The sequence below is a fragment of the Pirellulales bacterium genome (genome assembly GCA_035546535.1).
Lineage (GTDB): Bacteria > Planctomycetota > Planctomycetia > Pirellulales > JACPPG01 > JACPPG01.
On sequence record DASZWQ010000024.1, the window covers coordinates 39612 to 57005 of the forward strand.

Sequence of the window (17394 nt, forward strand, 5' to 3'; positions counted from 1 at the left end):
TTGGGGGATTGACATGTTCCTGGCGGTGCCAGACACTATGGTGTCCTGAGGGCTCCCAGGGCTCCCGCGCGAATCGGATGAGGCAGGTCTTTTTGAGGAGGCCGTTCCCATGACGCTCCTTCATCGAAGGCGGTGCCCGGCGGCTTTCACGTTGGTCGAGTTGTTGGTGGCCATCGCTGTGATGGGAGTGCTGCTTGCGCTTCTTTTGCCGGCGGTGCAACAGGCGAGACAATCGGCCCGGCGCGTTACCTGCCTGTCGAACTTGCACGAGTGGTCGGTGGCGCTACAACACTTTGTCGAGATTCACGACGGCTATTTGCCGCGTCGCGGTCAGGGCGTGCAGCAGACATCGCAACTAACGCGCCCCGATGACTGGTTCAACGCCCTGCCGACGTACATGGAGCAGCGTCCCTATAGCGAACTATGGCAGCAGGGCATTCAGCCGCGGCCTGAACAGGCCAGCGTTTGGAATTGTCCTGAAGCGCTCGACACCGGACAAACGATTTTTTTCGCCTACGGCATGAATATGTGGTTGTCGACCTGGAATGCACCCCAGCCAGACAGCATCGAAAAGGTGGGGCCCACGTCGACCATGGTCTTCATGGCGGACGGGCCCGGGCCGTATTGCTCGATTCTTCCCTCGAAGCAGCCGTACAGCCCCGTGGCGCGCCACGGGGGCTTGGTGAACATTGCGTTTTTGGACGGGCACGTCACGAGCCTGTCCGGTGATCTGGTCGGCTGTGGCGTCGGTGATCCGCAATTGCCCGACGTGCGCTGGGTCGTCCCGGGCAGCGTTTGGACCGGCCCTCCGTACTAACGGGACTACCTCCGTACTAACGGGACTAACCGGGCGTTTGTAAACCATCGAGAAAAGCCACTGCCTCTTTCCGGTATCCCCGCCCCTCTTAAGGCGCCGCTAATGACCGCTACCTAGCCACCAGGCGATGTGAGTACACGATTGGTGTAACGCACGAATCGTGTCGCAGCGCAGCCCGCTAGGCTACGGCGTCCACGTTTTTGGGGTTTCTCCTTGCCGGCCATTGGTCCGGCATCTCCGCGCGGACTCCGTCGACGGCACAAATCTCGCTTCGATCAGTTCGATCGACCGCAGTGTGATCCGTGCGCTTGCGCTTCCATCACGCCCCGGCCCGGCAATCACAAAATCGATTTCGAATTCACCACGGAACCTTACACCACAAGAAGAATTGACCCAGTCAAGGGAGCTAAGCTAATGCAACTTTGGAAACTAACCGTCGCCGTTTTGGGAATTTTTTGCCTGTCGACCTCGGCGCAGGCCGTGCAAACCATCATCGGCGGCGGCTCGGATTCGAACATCGCCACCGACGTCAAAGACAACACGATCTTTCAAAACAACGTCAATAACAGCGATGGCGGCGGTCCTGGCATGTTTTCCGGCACCAACGGCGCCAGCTCGCCGCGTCGCGGGCTGATCGAGTTCAACGTCGCGGGCAACATTCCCGCGGGCTCCACGATCACGAGTGTGCAGCTCGTTCTGTTCCTCGGCCAGGTTGCCGGCTCCGGCGGTGGCGGCGGCGGTGGCGGTGGAACCAGCATCGGACTGCACGACGTTTTGAAGGCATGGGGCGAAGGCACTGCCGGCTCGGGCAACACGAGCATCGGAGGCACGGGCCAAGGCTTTGCGGCCGGCACCGGTGACGCCACCTGGAACGCGTCGGCCTTTCCCAGCACCCTGTGGACGAATCCAGGCGGCGACTTCGCCGCGGCTTCGAGTGCCACGATCGCGATCGGCACGACGCTGAATGCGGCCAACACCTGGGGCTCGACGGCCGCGATGGTGGCCGATGTGCAAAGCTGGTTGGATAATCCGTCCGGAAACTTTGGTTGGGAACTCGTCAACACCAATGAGACCAGCCCGACGACGTTCAGCGCATTCTGGACCAAGGAAGCCGTTACGGCAGACCTGCGGCCGCAATTGATCGTGAATTACACGCCCGCGCCTGAGCCCTCGACCGTAGTGCTCCTGGTGGTTGGCTGCGTCGCCGCTGCAGCCTCGAAAGTGCGGAAGCGCTTTGCCTGATTGATCGGTTGGTGGACGGCCGCCGGCAGTCAGGCGGCCGTCCAGTGATCGAAGCGTGCGTTGGTCGTTTGCGGAACAAGGTTGTAGGGAGTCCGTTGTGAACTGGTCCTTGCTGAGGAATGTCGCCGCACTGGCGATCGCGCTTTCTGCTGCCAGCGTTGCCCAGGCGGCCGTCGCCGTGATCGGCGGCGCCAATGACGTCAATATCGATACAGATGTTCGCGATGCGACCATTTTTGGGAACCCGCTCGACGTCAACAACAGCAACGGCGCCGGTCCAGGAATGTTCGCCGGCACCGACGGTAACGGGGCGACGTTGCGAGGATTGATTCAGTTCGACATTGCTGACAATATTCCGGCCGGCGCCACGATTTTCGGAGTGCAATTGGATCTTTCACTCGGGAAGGTGGCCGGTTCAGGGGGCGGCGGGGGACCAGGCGCAGGCACGGCAACCTCAACCATTGGCCTGCATAAACTTTCCACCGCATGGGGAGAGGGAACGACCGGAGCAGGGCTCACCCAGATCGGCGGCACCGGTCAAGGCTTTCCGGCCGGCCCAGGCGATGCCACCTGGAATGGCCCGAGCTTCCCCAACACATCGTGGACGACGCCCGGCGGAGATTTTTCGCAAACCATCAGTGCTAGTGTGACGGTAGGAACGGTCGTCAACACCGTGTCCACTTGGACGTCGCCGACGATGACGGCCGACGTGCAAGGTTGGCTCAACAACCCGTCGACCAATTTCGGTTGGGAATTGGTGAATTCCGACGAGACCGATACGCGAACGTTCCGCGCATTCTGGACGAAAGAAGCGGCGGACCCCACGACACGCCCACAACTGGTCGTGACTTACGCCGCGCTTGCCGGAAACGTGAACGGTGATGGCATCGTCAATTCCCAAGACCTGGCCCTGATCTCCAGCGCCTGGTTGAACACAGGCGTAGGGGGGCCGGGCGATGCAAATTTTGATGGAATCGTCAATTCACAAGACATCGCCCTTGTTTCGTCGAACTGGCTGGCGACCTCGCAGCAGGGGGCTACGGTGCCGGAGCCCTCGACGATCGTCTTGAGCGTACTTTGCGCGCTAGCTTTCCTGCCAGCGCCCAGGCGATTTGCAAGTCGTCGACGGGCCGCATGGTGATGGGCAAGTGCGCGATGGTTTTTGTGACTTCAAGAGATTGAAGGCTTATTCACTTGATTCGCGCCCAGCGCGATCTGTAACATACTCCTTCTATCGTAACGGCCTGGCGCAAGAGCTGCCGGGTTATCAGGGGCGGAGCAAGCTACTGAGCCACATCTAACAGCGGGCAGTGGGTCGTCGATCGGTTTATCGCGCCCAGGGCAAGCTTCTTGCGGCCAATTTGGCTGCGGCATCAGCTCGATCGAAGCATCGTGCCATTCATTTCCTTCCTACGGAGCAGAGAATATGCGGGCAGGTCCCATCGTTCTCATTTTGACGGCGCTCGTTGTTTCGAGGGCAAGCGGCGTCACTTACACCACGCTCGACAATCCCGCGGGAACGAGTACCACATTGACGGGAATCTCGGGCAACAACATCGTCGGCTTCTACGTCGACTCCTCCAACGTCAATCACGGCTTCCTCTACAACGGTTCCACCTTTACGCCGCTCGACGACCCACTGGCGGGAACCGGTGCGTCACAAGGCACGTTCGCCGAGGGCATCGACGGCAACAACATCGTTGGATATTACGTCGACTCCTCCAATGTTGATCATGGCTTCCTCTACGACGGCTCAACCTACACCACGCTCGATGATCCCGCGGGTACCGGGACTCAGGCCTATGGCATCTCGGGGAACAAGATCGTGGGGGCTTCGAACGTCTCCAGCTTGTTCAGCGTGAGCGGGTTCCTCTTCGACGGCACGAATTATTCCCCCATCAACGACCCGCAGGGCCTCGAGGGAACGATCGCCTACGGCATCTCAGGCAGTACGATCGTCGGCTCGTTTCAGCCCTTTCAACGTGGATTCACGTACGACGGTTCGACGTACACGACGATTAACGGTCCCCCGTCGGCTGACTTGTCGCAGGCGCGCGGCATCTCGGGCGATAAAATCGTCGGCAGTTATTTAGACAATCCAACCGCCTTCGGATTTGTTTACGACGGTTCCCACTACACGAAGGTGGCCGACCCGCTCGCCACGGGCGATACGCAGGCTCTCGGCATCTTTGGGAATACGGTGGTTGGATTTTATGAGGTAGGAAACGTCGACCACGGCTTCATGGCAACGGTGCCCGAGCCGTCGACGGCTGCGCTCTTGATTCTCGGTGCGCTGGGCGTGGCCACCTTGATGCGTCGAAAGCCAAGACCAATTATCTAGCCGCATAACCGGTCGCCATGAACCAGTTAACGGAGTGGAAAGATGGATCACTCGCTGACGACGACGGCCTTCACACTGGATGGGTATCAGATCGTCAAGAATCTTGGAGTGGTGCGCGGCATCGTGGTGCGTTCGCGATCCGTGTTCGGCACCCTGGGAGGTTCGTTACAAACCCTCTTCGGTGGGAACATTACCCTCTTCACGTCGCTGTGCGAGAAAACCCGTTCCGATGCCTTCGAGATGATGGTCGAGCACGCCGAACAACTGGGGGCGAACGCCGTGATTGGAATTCGCTACGACGCCACCGAACTCATGCAAGGCGTCTCGGAAGTGCTGTGCTACGGAACAGCCGTTCGCGTGGAACGCGGTTGAAAACAGCGGTGTCGGCTCCGCCCATAAATGGGGTAGATATTTCACTACAGGTGCCGGTCGCGGCTGGCCTGGCGGCGGTGCGTGCTTATCGGATTTGACTGGATCAGTTTACCATGTTCCGACCGGTTCGGCTGCTTCATACGCAATCGCCGCGAGAGAAGGAAATTGAATCGCGCGATCGTTAGTAAAGTCCGCACGAGGAGCAATTGAACAACCGTCGCTAGAACAAAGTCGAGTGCGCCGAGCGGTGCCACTACCCCGCGCATCATCTCGTCAGCCAGGTGATATGCAAAGGCGAGGTACGTCGGACCGAAAAGCGCTAAAAACACAAGTGCGAGCATCCACAGCCCCGGCTCGCGCCTCCATCGTTGAAACGTTGCGCCGCACGCGCCCAGTGCGACAAGGAAAATACCAGCCGCTCCAAAGGATTCGGTGCAGACGCCGACGACAAGCAAGATCGCCCCAAGAACCATGCACCAGCGATAGTGCCTCACGAGAAAATCGAGCGTAAGTGGCTGTGCAAGAATCATAGTCCCCCGGCGCGTGGATGACGCTTATTCCGATCCTCATCCTAACCGGCACTGCTTCGATCGAAAGCAGTTAGTGTTTATTCGCCGGGCTGACCACGTCTGCGCTCCTCGATATAGCGGATGGCGTCGCCGATCGTGGTTATCCGTACCGCCGCCTCGTCGGGAATATCCAGGTCGAATTCCTCTTCCAATTCCATGATGAGTTCCACTTGATCGAGCGAGTCCGCGCCCAAGTCATTGAAGCGCGTGTTCGCGGTGATAAGATCCGGAGCCACATTGAGCGACTCTGCAAACCGGTTTTGGAATTGCGAAAGAAGGGCCGCGGACTGCCACAAGAGCTGCCCACAACTGGGACAGGGGGCATCGCCGGCCGGATCGGAGTATTCGAGGTTCGTGACAGCACCGCACAGCGAACATCGGCTCGGCAATCCCTCCGGCGTGCGCGAAGAAATGGTCATGGCTGTTCACCTCAAGCCGCCAACTAACACTGTCCCAAACCGGAACCCGCGGCCGGTGTGTTTCGGTGCTGTGGGCATTCAAGCGGTTCTTCCCACGCTTAGCCAATGCGCGAGTATACGCAGCAGTTCTGTTACCAGGTTTACGAGTCCGGTCAGGCAGAGGAACAGGCAGCTAGCCGCGCCTGCTAGTAGCGGAACGAACACGAGCGGCAACATGAGGAATGCTCCGACAACGACCGCCACGATCATCACCAGGTAAACCGCCGAGCAAACTTGAATCACCCGGCGCTTTAGTTTGATCGGAGATTCTAAATGACAGATAACTGTCGTGCGCTCCGGGCCAAAGAACGGTGACGCCACGAGGAGACCGAGGCATAGACCTTGAAAGATCGCCAAAGGCGCGCCGGCAACGCACCACACGATAAATCCGCTCACGCCGCCAACAATGGTAAAGCGAGGAATCGGAGTTAGCAGGGGCGGTGGAATCGTCAGCAACTCATAGTCGAGAAGGCGCTGCACTCGCGCGAGTGGCGACCACATTGTTCACGTCTCCAGTCGAGTAGCGGAGAAACGCGATCCACCGCCACCAATTCTACCAACTCGATGCGGTACGAGTGCCCCGCGCTGGATGACTCGACGGCTGACCTGCATCCCTTGTGGCCCCGCCCAGGCTGCCGTATTCTAGCCGGTAGCTGCACGCGCCCGTGGCGCAACTGGATAGCGCATCGGTCTTCGGAACCGAGGGTTGCAGGTTCGAATCCTGCCGGGCGTGCTTCGACGTTCGTCTTGCTTCCATGCCAAGCGGGCGCTGTCGGCTTGGGATCTTTTCATCAAAGAGGCCTCGCATGGCAACGACCCTCGCCTCGCCTTCGCCCGCCCCCGTGCCATCGCAGCCGGCGCCCGATACAAAGCGCTCCGACTCGATCCGCACCCAGCCCAACGAGCGTCTTTTATCGCTGGACGCTTACCGCGGCTTCATCATGGCGGTGCTGGCAGGAGGTGGGTTCGGCATTTACGACGTGGCCCGCAAAAGCTTTCCCGATGATCCCACCTGGCAGACGCTCGGCTATCACTTTCACCACGTGAAATGGTTGGGCTGCGCGTTCTGGGACTTGATCCAGCCGTCGTTCATGTTCATGGTCGGCGTGGCGATGGCGTATTCGTACGCCGCCCGCCAGTCGCATGGGCAGCCGTATTGGCGGATGCTCGTACACGCCATGACCCGTTCGGTGGTGCTGGTGCTGCTGGGTGTTTTTCTTCGCTCGGGAGGCGGCACGCAAACCAACTGGACGTTCATGGACGTCGTGTCGCAGATCGGGCTCGGCTATACGTTCTTGTTTCTGCTGTGGGGCAAGCCGCGGCTATGGCAAGGCGCGGCGGCCGCCGTGATCCTGGTCGGCTATTGGCTGTTCTTTGCCGTGTATCCGCTGCCGGCCGAGGATTTCGACTACGCGTCGGTCGGCGTCGCGGCCGATTGGCAGCACCTGGAAGGTTTTCGCCAGCATTGGGACAAGAACACGAATCCAGCCGCCAGGTTCGACGTCTGGTTCTTGAATCTCTTCCCGCGCGCCAAGCCGTTCGCCTACGAGTCGTCGGGCTATCCGACGCTGAACTTCATTCCCTCGCTGGCCACGATGATCTTTGGGCTGATGGCGGGCGAGTTTTTGCGCGGCGCACTGCCGAAGTGGAAGAAGTTTTTGATTCTCGCCGGGCTGGGCGTGGCGGCACTGGCGGTAGGCAAAGGGCTCGACCTGGCCGGCATCTGTCCGATCGTGAAAGTCATTTGGACGCCCAGTTGGGCCATCTTCAGCACCGGCTGGACGCTGCTCTTGCTGGCCGGCTTCTTCGGCGTGATCGACGTCCTGGGCTTGCGCCGCTGGAGCTTTCCGCTGGTGGTCCTGGGCATGAACTCGATCCTGGTGTACGTCATGGAGAGCATGCTCAGCGGCTGGTTCCATACGCGGCTGAAAATCCATTTCGGGCAGGACATCTTCGCGCGCGTTTCGGACGCGTTGCACCTGGGCGAAGCCTATGTGCCGATCGTCGAGCACGCTATGGTGCTCTTGGCCATGTGGCTCGTCTGCTTCTGGTTGTATCGGCAGAAAATCTTTGTGCGGATCTAGCACGCCTTTTTCTGGTGCAGGCGTCCCGCCTGCCACCCTACCGCACCGGGGCGAACGCTGCACAGACAGATTCGCGGGCGCGACGCCTGCACGACAAGAAATGGGCTCTGGATGCCCCGCCAGTGCGGCATTGCCACCGAGCGTGGCCCTGGCCCCGGAAATCAGCATCAATTGTGTGACAAAACAGTTAGCGGTCTCAATCGCCGCTCAGTGATGCACGCTCTTCGAGAATTCCGACGTGTTGTTGGCGGAGCTCGTGGCCGTGGCGGTGAAGTACCGTATGCCTGACGGTAATCGGGGCACGGCAATCGTGAACGTGGCCATCCCGACGTTATTCGTGCGAACCGTCACCGAGCCCAGGTACACCTGCCCGTTGGATCCGCCGGAGCTGCTGCCGAAGAGTTCGATGGTGAACGTCGCATTCGGGGTACTTCGCAGGCTGCCCGAGATCTGCACGCCGAAGAAGAACGACCTCACGGTGTTCAGCACGGGCGCCGCCTGGTTGGCGTTGGCGCCCGGCGCCAGGTCGATGCCTAGACCGGCGTTGCTGTAGATCGAGTTTTCGCGCAGGGCATTACCCGTTCCCGACGCAATAGCGACGCCGTCTCCGCCACTGTAAGCGATGACGTTATGAGGAATGGCAGACGACGTACTGCCGATTGTGTTATTCGAACTGGCGACGATTAAGATGCCATTGCCGCCGTTTCCCAGCGCCGCGCCGCCGATGCCAATACCGACGTTGGTGTTGATGATGGTGTTGCCCTGCGAGTTGCGAATTTCGATGCCGTTCCCTGTGTTGCCGCTGACGAACGTCTGCAGTCGCGGGTCGGGCGAGCCGATCGTGTTGCCGGACGTGCCCGATCCCAGCAAGATGCCGTCCAGCGCGTTGGGTCTGGCGGCTGTTCCAGAAATTTCTGTGCCAATGTCGGTGAAACTGATCGTGTTGCCGTATGAGTTGCCGGTGACCGCGATGCCGTTGGCGCCGTTTGCAGAAACGACATTGTGGGGGATGACATCAGCTTTTGATTGCGGGCCGCCGATGATGATGCCGTGAGCGTTGCCATCGATCTCGATGCCGTTCTTCACGTTGCCCATCGGCGTGCCGGTGGTGTACAGTCCGATGATTTCGCCAACGACGCGCACGCTCGATGCGTTGCCGCCGATTTCGATGCCGTCATTGCCGTTCTCGGTTATGACGTTGGTGCGCAGCAGAATGTTATTACCCGTCGAGGTAATGAGTATCCCGTCATGCGCGTTACCAAAATTCGGGTCATCATTGAAGGCGGCCAGGCCAACGAACGAGTTGTACGAGACGAAGTCGCTGGCGGTATCGCGAATCTCGATGCCGTTCTGCCCATTCGTGGCGGTGACGTTCCCCAAGGGGATCTCTCCACCCATCACCGTGCCGGCCGACGATCCGGCGATGAGCACGCCGTCGAGCGTATTGCCTACGGCCGTGGCGTTGTTCGCGCCCATGCCGAAGAAGTTGCCCTGAATCGTCGTATCGTTCGAGTTAAAGACGCGCAGGCCGTTGCCGATGTTACCGCTGATGACGTTATAGAAGACGAACGGGCTTTGGCTGGCGAAGCAGCCCACCAACGAGTTGTTGTTGGCGTTGACGATGGCTACGCCGTCTTTCTCGTTCCCCAGCGCCGAATTGCCGGACGCCGACGTGCCGATGTAGTTGCCGCTGAGTTGGTTTTGCGTGGCCCCGCTGGCGATGAGGACGCCGTCCATGTCATTTCCCGAAATGACATTGCCCTGTGGCGGCTGGACGAACACGCCGTTGGTCGGGCTGTTGCCGCCCGTGGCTTGTCCGCCGATTATGTTGCCTGCCGAAAGCGCGGCCACCATGATGCCGTTGGCCGCGTTGCCGAGGTCCACCGTGCCGGTGATATCGGTGCCGATGTAATTCATCGTAATCTGATTGTTGTTCGCGCCGGAAAGCTCGATGCCATTGCTGCCGTTGCCGCTAATGACGTTCGAGAGCTCGAAGTTGGGGTTGACCAGCGCCTGATATCCGGGCGGAGATGTGCCGCTGAGCACGCCGACCACCGCATCGCCGTAAACCGAATTGGCCGTGGTGTTCGTTCCCGCCGGATTATCGAGCGGCGCCCAAGTCGTATTTCCAAACGTTCCGTCGGCATTTCGAATGACCGTCACCAGGTAACCCTGCACAGGATCCGTCGTCGTTCCGGGCGCAGCGGACGCCGCTAACGTATAGACGCCTTGTTGCGTGCTGCTGATCCCTTCGAAATGCGTAACCAGATCAGGGCCGCCGGGCACGCTGAAGGAGGTCCAATGCGAGAACATGCCGGTGGCGGAATCGTAGTCGACCATGAACCCGGTCGAGAGCGGCTGGTTCTGATTCGTGAGATTGTTGACGAATCCCAGGCTGTAGCCGCCGCAAATTGTGTAGCTGGTGCCGCCGTTGTACCAGATGCCATAGGCGCTATTCGATTTCGAGCCCGGGAACGTAATGTCGGTTATGAACTTGTTCTGGGCGATGCTGTAGATAAAGGCGTGCCCCGGACCGAGCGGGATATTGTCTTCGCCATGGTCGACGGGGTTATCGTAATTGCCCACGATCAAGCCGCCTGCCGTGCTGTGCGCGTACGTGTATGTGGCGCCGGGATAGACGATCGACTGATAGTTCGCCGCGGTCCCAAGATCTGCGATCGTTCCCTGAAAGAGAAAGCTGTTGACGTTGTCGCTCGTGGAGTTGGCATTCTTGTAGGTTCCCACGAGTTGCAACGTCGTCGAATTCAGGACGTTCGGACCATAGACGTTGGTGATATACGTGTTCGTCGACCCGTCGAGGTAATTGACGGGGTAACTGGTGCCGACGCCGTCAATAGTTCCTTGGAACAGCAAGCCTTCGGCGCCCGAGTCTCCGGTGATGTAGTACTGGCCCGCCGTTCCCGTGCCGCGGATGCCGGTTTCGCCCGAGGGCGTGATCGGCATGTTGCTGGTGTCGTAGTACGAAATGTTATTCGCCTGTCCGATGACGTTGGCATTCGCGTTGTCGAGCTTGACGCCGTCCAGCCCATTGCCGATCGCTTCATTGCCGGCGGCATTCGTGCCGATCAGGTTGCCGTTGACGAAATTTTGGCTTGAGCCGGAATTGATCAGCACGCCGTCGGCGTTATTTCCAGAGATCACATTCGGCGTGCCGATGGCGCCGATCCGGTTTCCCGTGGATGCGCTGGTGATCAGGATGCCGTTCTGGCCGTTGGGTACTGCGGCGTTTCCCGTCGCGTCGACCCCCAGAAGGTTGCCGGTGACCAGATTGTCGTCCGAGCCGCTTAGATTGATGCCGTTGCCGGCGTTTCCACTGATGACGTTGCCCGCGATGGTGTTGCCGTCCGAGTTATCGAGCTCGAGTCCGTCGCCGGTATTGGCCGGTGCGGTGGCGCCACCGATACCGATGCCGATGTAGTTATTGGCGATCGCGATGTTGCCGCCGCCGTCGAGCGTTACGCCCGCCCCGCTGGCGCCGACGATCGCCAAAGAGGTCAGCGCAGCACCGGTCGCGCTCGAAGCAAATTCGAGCCCGCCAAAGCCGTTGCAATCCACTTCGACCACGGGCGCCGCCGAAAAGTTGGGCGCTGTATTGCCCTGAATGTCGATGGCATTGGTGATCGTGGGCAGGGCGCCCGAGGTCAGCTCAATCGTGCCCGAGACGCTGAAGTTGATGATTTCACTGCCCCCAGCCGCCTCGGCGTCGAGAATCGCTTGGCGCAGTGAGCCGCTGCCACTGTCATTGAGATTGAAGACGGAAAACGTGCTGAGCGCGAAGCGGCTCTCGAGGTTTTCGACGGCAAAAAAACGCTTCGCTGGTTTTTGTCGCGCGACTTTCTTACGAATACGCGACCAGAACTGGCGGAACATTCTGCGATCCCCCCGGAATGCGTTGTTGAAGCGACTTGCAATTGTGCGCCATCAACGCGAACATGCCGGGCGAAGTGGGCCCGCCGCGGAAAAAATGCCGCGGCGCCGGTAACCGCGACAAAATGCCAGCTCGCGGCTAACCGAGAAAACGCGTTAGGGTCGGTCTGGCTCCGAACTGGTTGAAGCGGCTGCGCAATTCTTGACCAGCTCCGTCGTCGCTATTTCCGGCACAGAATGAGCGGCAGCACCACGCCGAATCTCTCTTGCAAACGCTCCATGTCCGCCAGGTCCGATTCCGTCGGCGCATAACCCTGACCGTGACATTGCACTTGTGCTTCCGGCGACAAGCAGCGGACGCGCCGCGGGCCGATCGAACCCGTCGCGGCAAAGGCTGACGGCGGAAACGGCCAACGACGACCGTCGGGCAGAACAAAGACGCCGAATCCTCGCGCGTCGAACTCAATCGCATGCACGTCGACCGCGCCGAGGCCGTCACGCGCCATGACAAAGTTCGTCGCCGATCCATCGGGACTTCTACGAAATCCCAAGGCGCGAAGCGGCTCTTCGAGCCGCCCGGCGTTCTCGCGGGCGATGATCACATCGAGATCGCCGTGCTCGCGGGTTTGCTCCCCGAGCAGCGCATCCACACCCCATCCGCCGTCGATCCAGAGGTCGATGCCAGCCGACTCGCAGGCCGCGAGAACAACCAGCACGGCTTGCGCGTTCATGATTTCCCCAACGACCGAGAATGCCTGTCAGAGGCTGACAATCGTCGGCCGGATGAGGTTCGGCGCAAACGCGCACGACGAAACCTTCTGCGATAGTAGGGTTGCCAGTACCGACCGGCAGAACGGCCGCCGCCCGCCTATTTCACCAGTTCTTTATCGAACCAGTCGCAGACTTCTTTCACTTCTTCATGGATCGTGGGCCACGGATGACCGCCCCCCGGCTTGACGATCAATTCCGCCGGCACCCCCTCTTTCTTGAGGACCGCCACGAGCAACTCGGACTGCTGCAGCGGAACGAGCGGGTCCTTGTCGCCGTGATAAACCAGAAACGGCGGGAATTGGCCGGTGACTTGATGCGCCGGTGAAATCTTCTTGATCTGCTCGATCACTTCCTCGTCGCTCTGCGTCGTCACTCCTCCCAGGTACAGCAAATTGCCGACCATGCGGCCCGTCACATCCAGCTTGCCCGGCTCGACCTTCAGCTTCCCCCAGTTTGTGAAATCCGTGGGCGGAAAGAAGACCGAGACCGCTTTGACGCGCGTGCTCGCGCGATTCAGCGGGTTGCGATCGTCGGGATTTCCGTCGTCGGCCGTGGCCGCGCACAAGCAGGCCAGGTGACCGCCCGCCGAAGCGCCGGTGAGGCCGAGGCGATCCGGATCGATCTTGTAATCCTCGGCGTGCGTCTTGACCCAGCGAATGCCCGTCTTCAGGTTCTGCAGCATTTCCAGCGCGGTAAACCGGCCGCGCGAGCCCGGACGAACGGCGAAAACCGTATAGCCGCGACCGCAGAAGGTATCGAACATGCGGGCCCGCTTGTGATCGTTGATCTTGCCGCGGTCCGAATACCAGGCGCCGCTGGCCACGTCAACGATCCCCAGCCCATTGCTCTTTCCGGTCGGCGTGAAAATATCCATCAAGAGGCCGATGCCGTCGATGTCGGCGAACACGACGTCCTGTTGCTGCTTGTACGGGGACTCTGCTTTTGCCGGCGCGTCGGCCAGCCGCGCAACACCGCCAGGGGCGTCCTCTGCCGAGCAGACGCGGTTCGACGACAAGGTGACGAGTGCGGCGGCTACAAGCAAATAGGCGACGGGCGAGAAAGTGCGTTTCACGGCGGGGCTCCTGCAAGGGCGGTAAGAGGCCAAGGGCATGGGGTAAATCGCCCGATCGCCCGGTCCCGCAAAAGCCGGCAATCAAGGCAGTGGAACAGTATTGTGAATGATCGTCTCCGGCGGGTCAAATCGCCCCCTGCTAGGGCTGAAAGGGCTCATCAGTGCTCCGACGCTCGCTGGCTTCCCATCGTTCCGCGGTCTGCCCATCCGTCGATGCCCTCGGGATCGATCCAGGGGGTTAATCTTTGGCAAGCTGTGTCGGTCTTTCGTGTCGCAACACTTGCCGCCGCATCCGGGGCAAGGTACCAAGGTAATTGTCGCACCGTGATTCAGTCGGGGCGTGTATATATGGTTAGGGATTCTACGCATGACCAGCAAGACGCTGCCGACCGCGCGCAATGAGGTATTGCACACCCCGCACGGCGATGTGCTCGGCACCAGCTACCGGTGGCCGGGCGGACAATACTGTGCCATTCACACCAACCGCGGCCTGGTCGGTTGCGGCATTTATGACGTGGCGATTGCCGGCGAGTTCGGCCTGGCCGTGGCTATCGCCCGTGGCACCCCCACGAAGCCGCTCTGCGAGCCCGAGGACCTGTACCACGCCAAGATTGTCGAAGTCAGCGAGCCAGCAAGGCAGATGGGCATCGAACCCGGCATGACCGGCTTGGACGCGCTGGCCAAACTGCTGACCGCCCGCTAGAGTCCATCGTCCTGCCCGGCAACACGTTATATTGCACACACTCCCGCCGCGAATCCGAACACCGACCATTCAACTCTCTTCGGTTTACGAAATCTATGAAGCGCTCACCGGTCCGACTGATTGCTGCCCCCTACACGCCGTTTACCCGCAATCGCGAGCTCAATCTCAGCGTGATTGACGAGCAGGCGGAACTGTTCGCTACGAATGAGCTGTCGGGCGCGTTTGTCTGCGGCACGACGGGCGAGAGCATGTCGATGACCATCGCCGAGCGCTGCCAGGTGGTCGAGCGCTGGATCAAGGCCGCGGCCGGTCGCTTTCAGATCTTCGTACACGTGGGGCATACTTGCCAGCGCGACTGCATCGAGATGGCCGAGCATGCCGTGGCGCACGGCGCCGCCGCGATCGCGGCGATGGGACCTTGCTTTGCCAAGCCGGCCGATGCCGAGATGCTGGCCGATTTCTGCGCGCCGATCGCGGCCGCGGCGGCCGACTTGCCCTTCTACTACTATCACATTCCGGTCATGACCGGCGTGAGTATGCCGATGGCGCACTTCATGAAAGTCGCCGGCCGACAGATCCCGAACCTCGTGGGCCTGAAATACAGCCACGACGACCTGGTCGACCTGGCCGCGTGCGTGTCGCTGGACGATGGACGTTTCGAGGTGCTGTTCGGCAAGGACGAAATCCTGCTGGCGGCCCTGTCCCTGGGTGTCCGCGGTGCGGTCGGCAGCACTTACAATTTCATGACGCCCCTGTATCAGCGGGTGATCCACGCCTTTGACGCGGGCGACATGACCTTGGCGCGCCGCGAGCAGATGCGCGCCGTAGAATTAGTCAGAGCCTTGTTGCGTTTCGGTCCCTCGTTCATGGCTGCCGGCAAGGCCGTCATGAGCCGGTTGGGAATCGATTGTGGTCCGGTCCGTTCGCCCTATCGGCCCTTGACTGCCGAACAGCTAAGCCAGCTTGACGAGCAACTGACGCGGCTGGGCTTCGACGACTATTGCTCCAGGACGACCTCTACGCCGCCGCGCAGCGTCGCCCGACCGACGCGGTCCGTCAGCGCGAACTAGATCGACTGCATGGTTTGCGAAATGCTGGCAAGCGCCGCGTGGTGGCTCAGCGAGGCGAGGAAACCATGAGGCAGCCAGCGCCCCGATCAGCGGCGAACGCCCCCAAGGATCAGGCTCCAACTGTCCAAGGGGCCGGCAGCGGCGCCGCATCGCTCGTCACACTCGAGACGATTGACCGCGTGGCAATCCTGACGTTGGCCAATCCCGCGCGTCGTAATGCTCTCAGTCGCGAGGTGCTGACGGCGCTCGGCGATCGTCTTCGTGCTATCGGCAAGGACTCTGCCATCAAGTGCGTGATTCTGCGTGCCACGGGATCGGTTTTCAGCTCGGGGCACGACCTGCGCGAAGTTGCCGCCGCCAACCGGCAAGAGGCGGAATCGCTCTTCGCGTTGTGTTCCGAGGTCATGGAATTGATCCCCAGGCTGCCGCAACCGGTAATTGCGGAAGTCGATGGGCTGGCCACCGCGGCCGGCTGCCAGTTGGTCGCCACGTGCGACCTGGTGGTTGCCGCCGAGACGGCTTCTTTCGCCACGCCCGGCGTGCGGATCGGCCTGTTTTGCTCGACGCCCGCCGTAGCCTTGTCGCGCGCCGTGAATACCAAGAAGGCGATGGAGATGTTGCTCACGGGCGAAGCGATCTCGGCGGCCGAAGCGGAGCGCATCGGACTTGTGAACCGCGTGGTGCCACGCGAGCGGCTTGCCGACGAAACGCTACGGCTCGCACTGCACGTTGCCACGGCCAGCGGAGAAACGCTGGCCCTGGGGAAGCGGACTTTTTACGAGCAACTGCCGCTTGATCGGCGGCAAGCATATGCGGTGGCTGAGCGCGCGATGGTCGAGAACGCTGCTCTACCAGATGCCCACGAAGGCATTGGCGCGTTTCTGGAGAAGCGCGCGCCGCAGTGGCGCAGCTAAGACGCTATTCAGGTTGGGTGCCCCTGGTGACTTGCCCACCAGTGCGGATCCTAGATAAACACTGGTAGACAAGCTGCCAGCGGCACGCTTGTCGGTCGCCGTACATGCACGCCCATAGCTAGCGCTGTATCATGATGGGCGTGTCCCAGCATGGCCCATTGACAACCCTCTTTCATTTTTCCGTGGCGGAAGGATGACTTCGATGATCAACACCGATCCGGCAACGATCGTTCGCAATCAGGTCGCAGAGAACAACGCGGAAAAGGAATGGGTCCTCGAGATCGCCAATTCCGCCGAGGCTCGCCGGGAGCGGGTCAAGCTGGCGGCGGCATATCGCATCATCGCCCGGCACGGGCTCGACGACGGATTGGCCGGCCATATCAGCTTGCGCGTGCCCGGCGCTCCCGATTACTTCTGGGTTAACCCGTTCGGCAAGATGTTCAGCGAAGTGACGGCCGAGAATCTGGTGCTCGTCAATAAAAAGGGCGAAATCATCGACGGCTGGCCCATGATCAATCAGGCCGGCTTTTGCATTCACGCGGCCATTCACCATGCGCGGCCCGACGTCAACTGTGCTTGCCACACGCATCCGCCAGCAGGCTCGGCCTATAGCGCGCTGGGAATTCTGCTCGATCCGCTCGAGCAGACCGGTTGCTCGTTTTTCGAAGACCACGCTATCTACGTCGATTACACGGGCATCGTGCTCGACGAGAAGCAGACCGTCGACATCACGACGGCGCTCGGCAACAAACGGGCCTTGATACTGGCCAACCACGGATTGCTGACGACAGGCCCATCGGTCGAGCAAGCACTGCTCGACATGCTCGACATGGAACGCACCTGTGCCGTGAATCTTCGCGCCATGGCCACGGGCCGGCCGCTGCAAGTCGTTCCGCCCGAGGTGGCGCGGCAAAGCCGCTCGGTGTTAACGCAGCCCATGCGCTACCCATTCCAATGGGAAGCCGTCGTGCGGCAGCTCGATCGTCACGAGACGGACTACGACCCATGGCGGGCGAAGTAATCTCCTCGGCTAGCTCGGCTTCGAAGAAACTAGCCACAGAGGTGTCAGAGTGCACCAAGAGAAACGCAAAAG

General features: G+C 60.7%; 16 protein-coding genes and 1 tRNA gene. 11 read left to right on the top strand and 6 right to left on the bottom strand.

The window, feature by feature from the left end:
- Positions 1 to 109: 109 nt before the first annotated feature.
- The 5 genes from VHD36_02660 to VHD36_02680 all read left to right on the top strand — a co-directional run bounded on the left by VHD36_02660 (position 110) and on the right by VHD36_02680 (position 4772).
- The gene (locus VHD36_02660) at positions 110 to 817 is read left to right on the top strand and encodes a prepilin-type N-terminal cleavage/methylation domain-containing protein (protein HVU86194.1); all 708 of its coding nucleotides are present in this window, start codon (positions 110 to 112) and stop codon (positions 815 to 817) included.
- A 414-nt stretch (positions 818 to 1231) separates the two neighbouring features.
- Positions 1232 to 2059 carry a DNRLRE domain-containing protein gene (locus VHD36_02665; protein HVU86195.1) on the top strand — a complete coding sequence of 276 codons (828 nt, stop codon included), beginning with the start codon at positions 1232 to 1234 and terminating at the stop codon, positions 2057 to 2059.
- A gap of 97 nt (positions 2060 to 2156) precedes the next feature.
- On the top strand, positions 2157 to 3200 hold the full coding sequence (locus tag VHD36_02670; protein ID HVU86196.1) for a DNRLRE domain-containing protein: 1044 nt from the start codon (positions 2157 to 2159) through the stop codon (positions 3198 to 3200).
- Between the two features lie 285 nt (positions 3201 to 3485).
- Entirely contained in the window at positions 3486 to 4400 is a 915-nt protein-coding gene (locus tag VHD36_02675) for a PEP-CTERM sorting domain-containing protein (protein HVU86197.1), read from the top strand.
- A gap of 42 nt (positions 4401 to 4442) precedes the next feature.
- Complete coding sequence (locus VHD36_02680) at positions 4443 to 4772, top strand: YbjQ family protein (GenBank protein HVU86198.1); 330 nt, start codon at positions 4443 to 4445, stop codon at positions 4770 to 4772.
- A gap of 44 nt (positions 4773 to 4816) precedes the next feature.
- On the opposite strand, the gene VHD36_02685 is transcribed toward VHD36_02680, so the two are convergent.
- The 3 genes from VHD36_02685 to VHD36_02695 all read right to left on the bottom strand — a co-directional run bounded on the left by VHD36_02685 (position 4817) and on the right by VHD36_02695 (position 6300).
- Positions 4817 to 5266 (bottom strand): hypothetical protein, encoded by a 450-nt coding sequence (locus VHD36_02685; GenBank protein ID HVU86199.1) that lies wholly within the window; start codon positions 5264 to 5266, stop codon positions 4817 to 4819.
- Positions 5267 to 5379: 113 nt separating this feature from the next.
- Positions 5380 to 5760 carry an acyl carrier protein gene (gene acpP / locus VHD36_02690; GenBank protein ID HVU86200.1) on the bottom strand — a complete coding sequence of 127 codons (381 nt, stop codon included), beginning with the start codon at positions 5758 to 5760 and terminating at the stop codon, positions 5380 to 5382.
- Between the two features lie 78 nt (positions 5761 to 5838).
- Complete coding sequence (locus VHD36_02695; protein HVU86201.1) at positions 5839 to 6300, bottom strand: hypothetical protein; 462 nt, start codon at positions 6298 to 6300, stop codon at positions 5839 to 5841.
- A 158-nt stretch (positions 6301 to 6458) separates the two neighbouring features.
- On the opposite strand from VHD36_02695, the gene VHD36_02700 reads away from it, so the two are divergent.
- Positions 6459 to 6532: transfer RNA gene (locus VHD36_02700), tRNA-Arg, on the top strand.
- A gap of 73 nt (positions 6533 to 6605) precedes the next feature.
- The gene (locus VHD36_02705) at positions 6606 to 7883 is read left to right on the top strand and encodes a hypothetical protein (protein ID HVU86202.1); all 1278 of its coding nucleotides are present in this window, start codon (positions 6606 to 6608) and stop codon (positions 7881 to 7883) included.
- Positions 7884 to 8090: 207 nt separating this feature from the next.
- Here VHD36_02705 and VHD36_02710 read toward each other — a convergent pair whose 3' ends face one another.
- From VHD36_02710 to VHD36_02720, 3 genes are all read right to left on the bottom strand, one after another.
- A complete protein-coding gene (locus VHD36_02710) occupies positions 8091 to 11774 on the bottom strand; it encodes a right-handed parallel beta-helix repeat-containing protein (protein HVU86203.1) in 3684 nt (1227 codons plus the stop codon).
- A 218-nt stretch (positions 11775 to 11992) separates the two neighbouring features.
- A complete protein-coding gene (locus VHD36_02715; protein ID HVU86204.1) occupies positions 11993 to 12502 on the bottom strand; it encodes a hypothetical protein in 510 nt (169 codons plus the stop codon).
- Between the two features lie 137 nt (positions 12503 to 12639).
- Positions 12640 to 13614 (bottom strand): alpha/beta hydrolase, encoded by a 975-nt coding sequence (locus VHD36_02720; GenBank protein HVU86205.1) that lies wholly within the window; start codon positions 13612 to 13614, stop codon positions 12640 to 12642.
- A 367-nt stretch (positions 13615 to 13981) separates the two neighbouring features.
- Here VHD36_02720 and VHD36_02725 point away from each other — a divergent pair, with 367 nt between their 5' ends.
- The 4 genes from VHD36_02725 to VHD36_02740 all read left to right on the top strand — a co-directional run bounded on the left by VHD36_02725 (position 13982) and on the right by VHD36_02740 (position 17322).
- On the top strand, positions 13982 to 14317 hold the full coding sequence (locus VHD36_02725) for a DUF1805 domain-containing protein (GenBank protein ID HVU86206.1): 336 nt from the start codon (positions 13982 to 13984) through the stop codon (positions 14315 to 14317).
- A gap of 95 nt (positions 14318 to 14412) precedes the next feature.
- Positions 14413 to 15387, top strand: coding sequence for a dihydrodipicolinate synthase family protein (locus VHD36_02730; GenBank protein HVU86207.1), 975 nt, complete (start codon positions 14413 to 14415; stop codon positions 15385 to 15387).
- A gap of 65 nt (positions 15388 to 15452) precedes the next feature.
- On the top strand, positions 15453 to 16301 hold the full coding sequence (locus VHD36_02735; GenBank protein HVU86208.1) for an enoyl-CoA hydratase: 849 nt from the start codon (positions 15453 to 15455) through the stop codon (positions 16299 to 16301).
- A 202-nt stretch (positions 16302 to 16503) separates the two neighbouring features.
- Complete coding sequence (locus VHD36_02740) at positions 16504 to 17322, top strand: class II aldolase/adducin family protein (GenBank protein HVU86209.1); 819 nt, start codon at positions 16504 to 16506, stop codon at positions 17320 to 17322.
- The last annotated feature ends 72 nt before the right edge of the window (positions 17323 to 17394 follow it).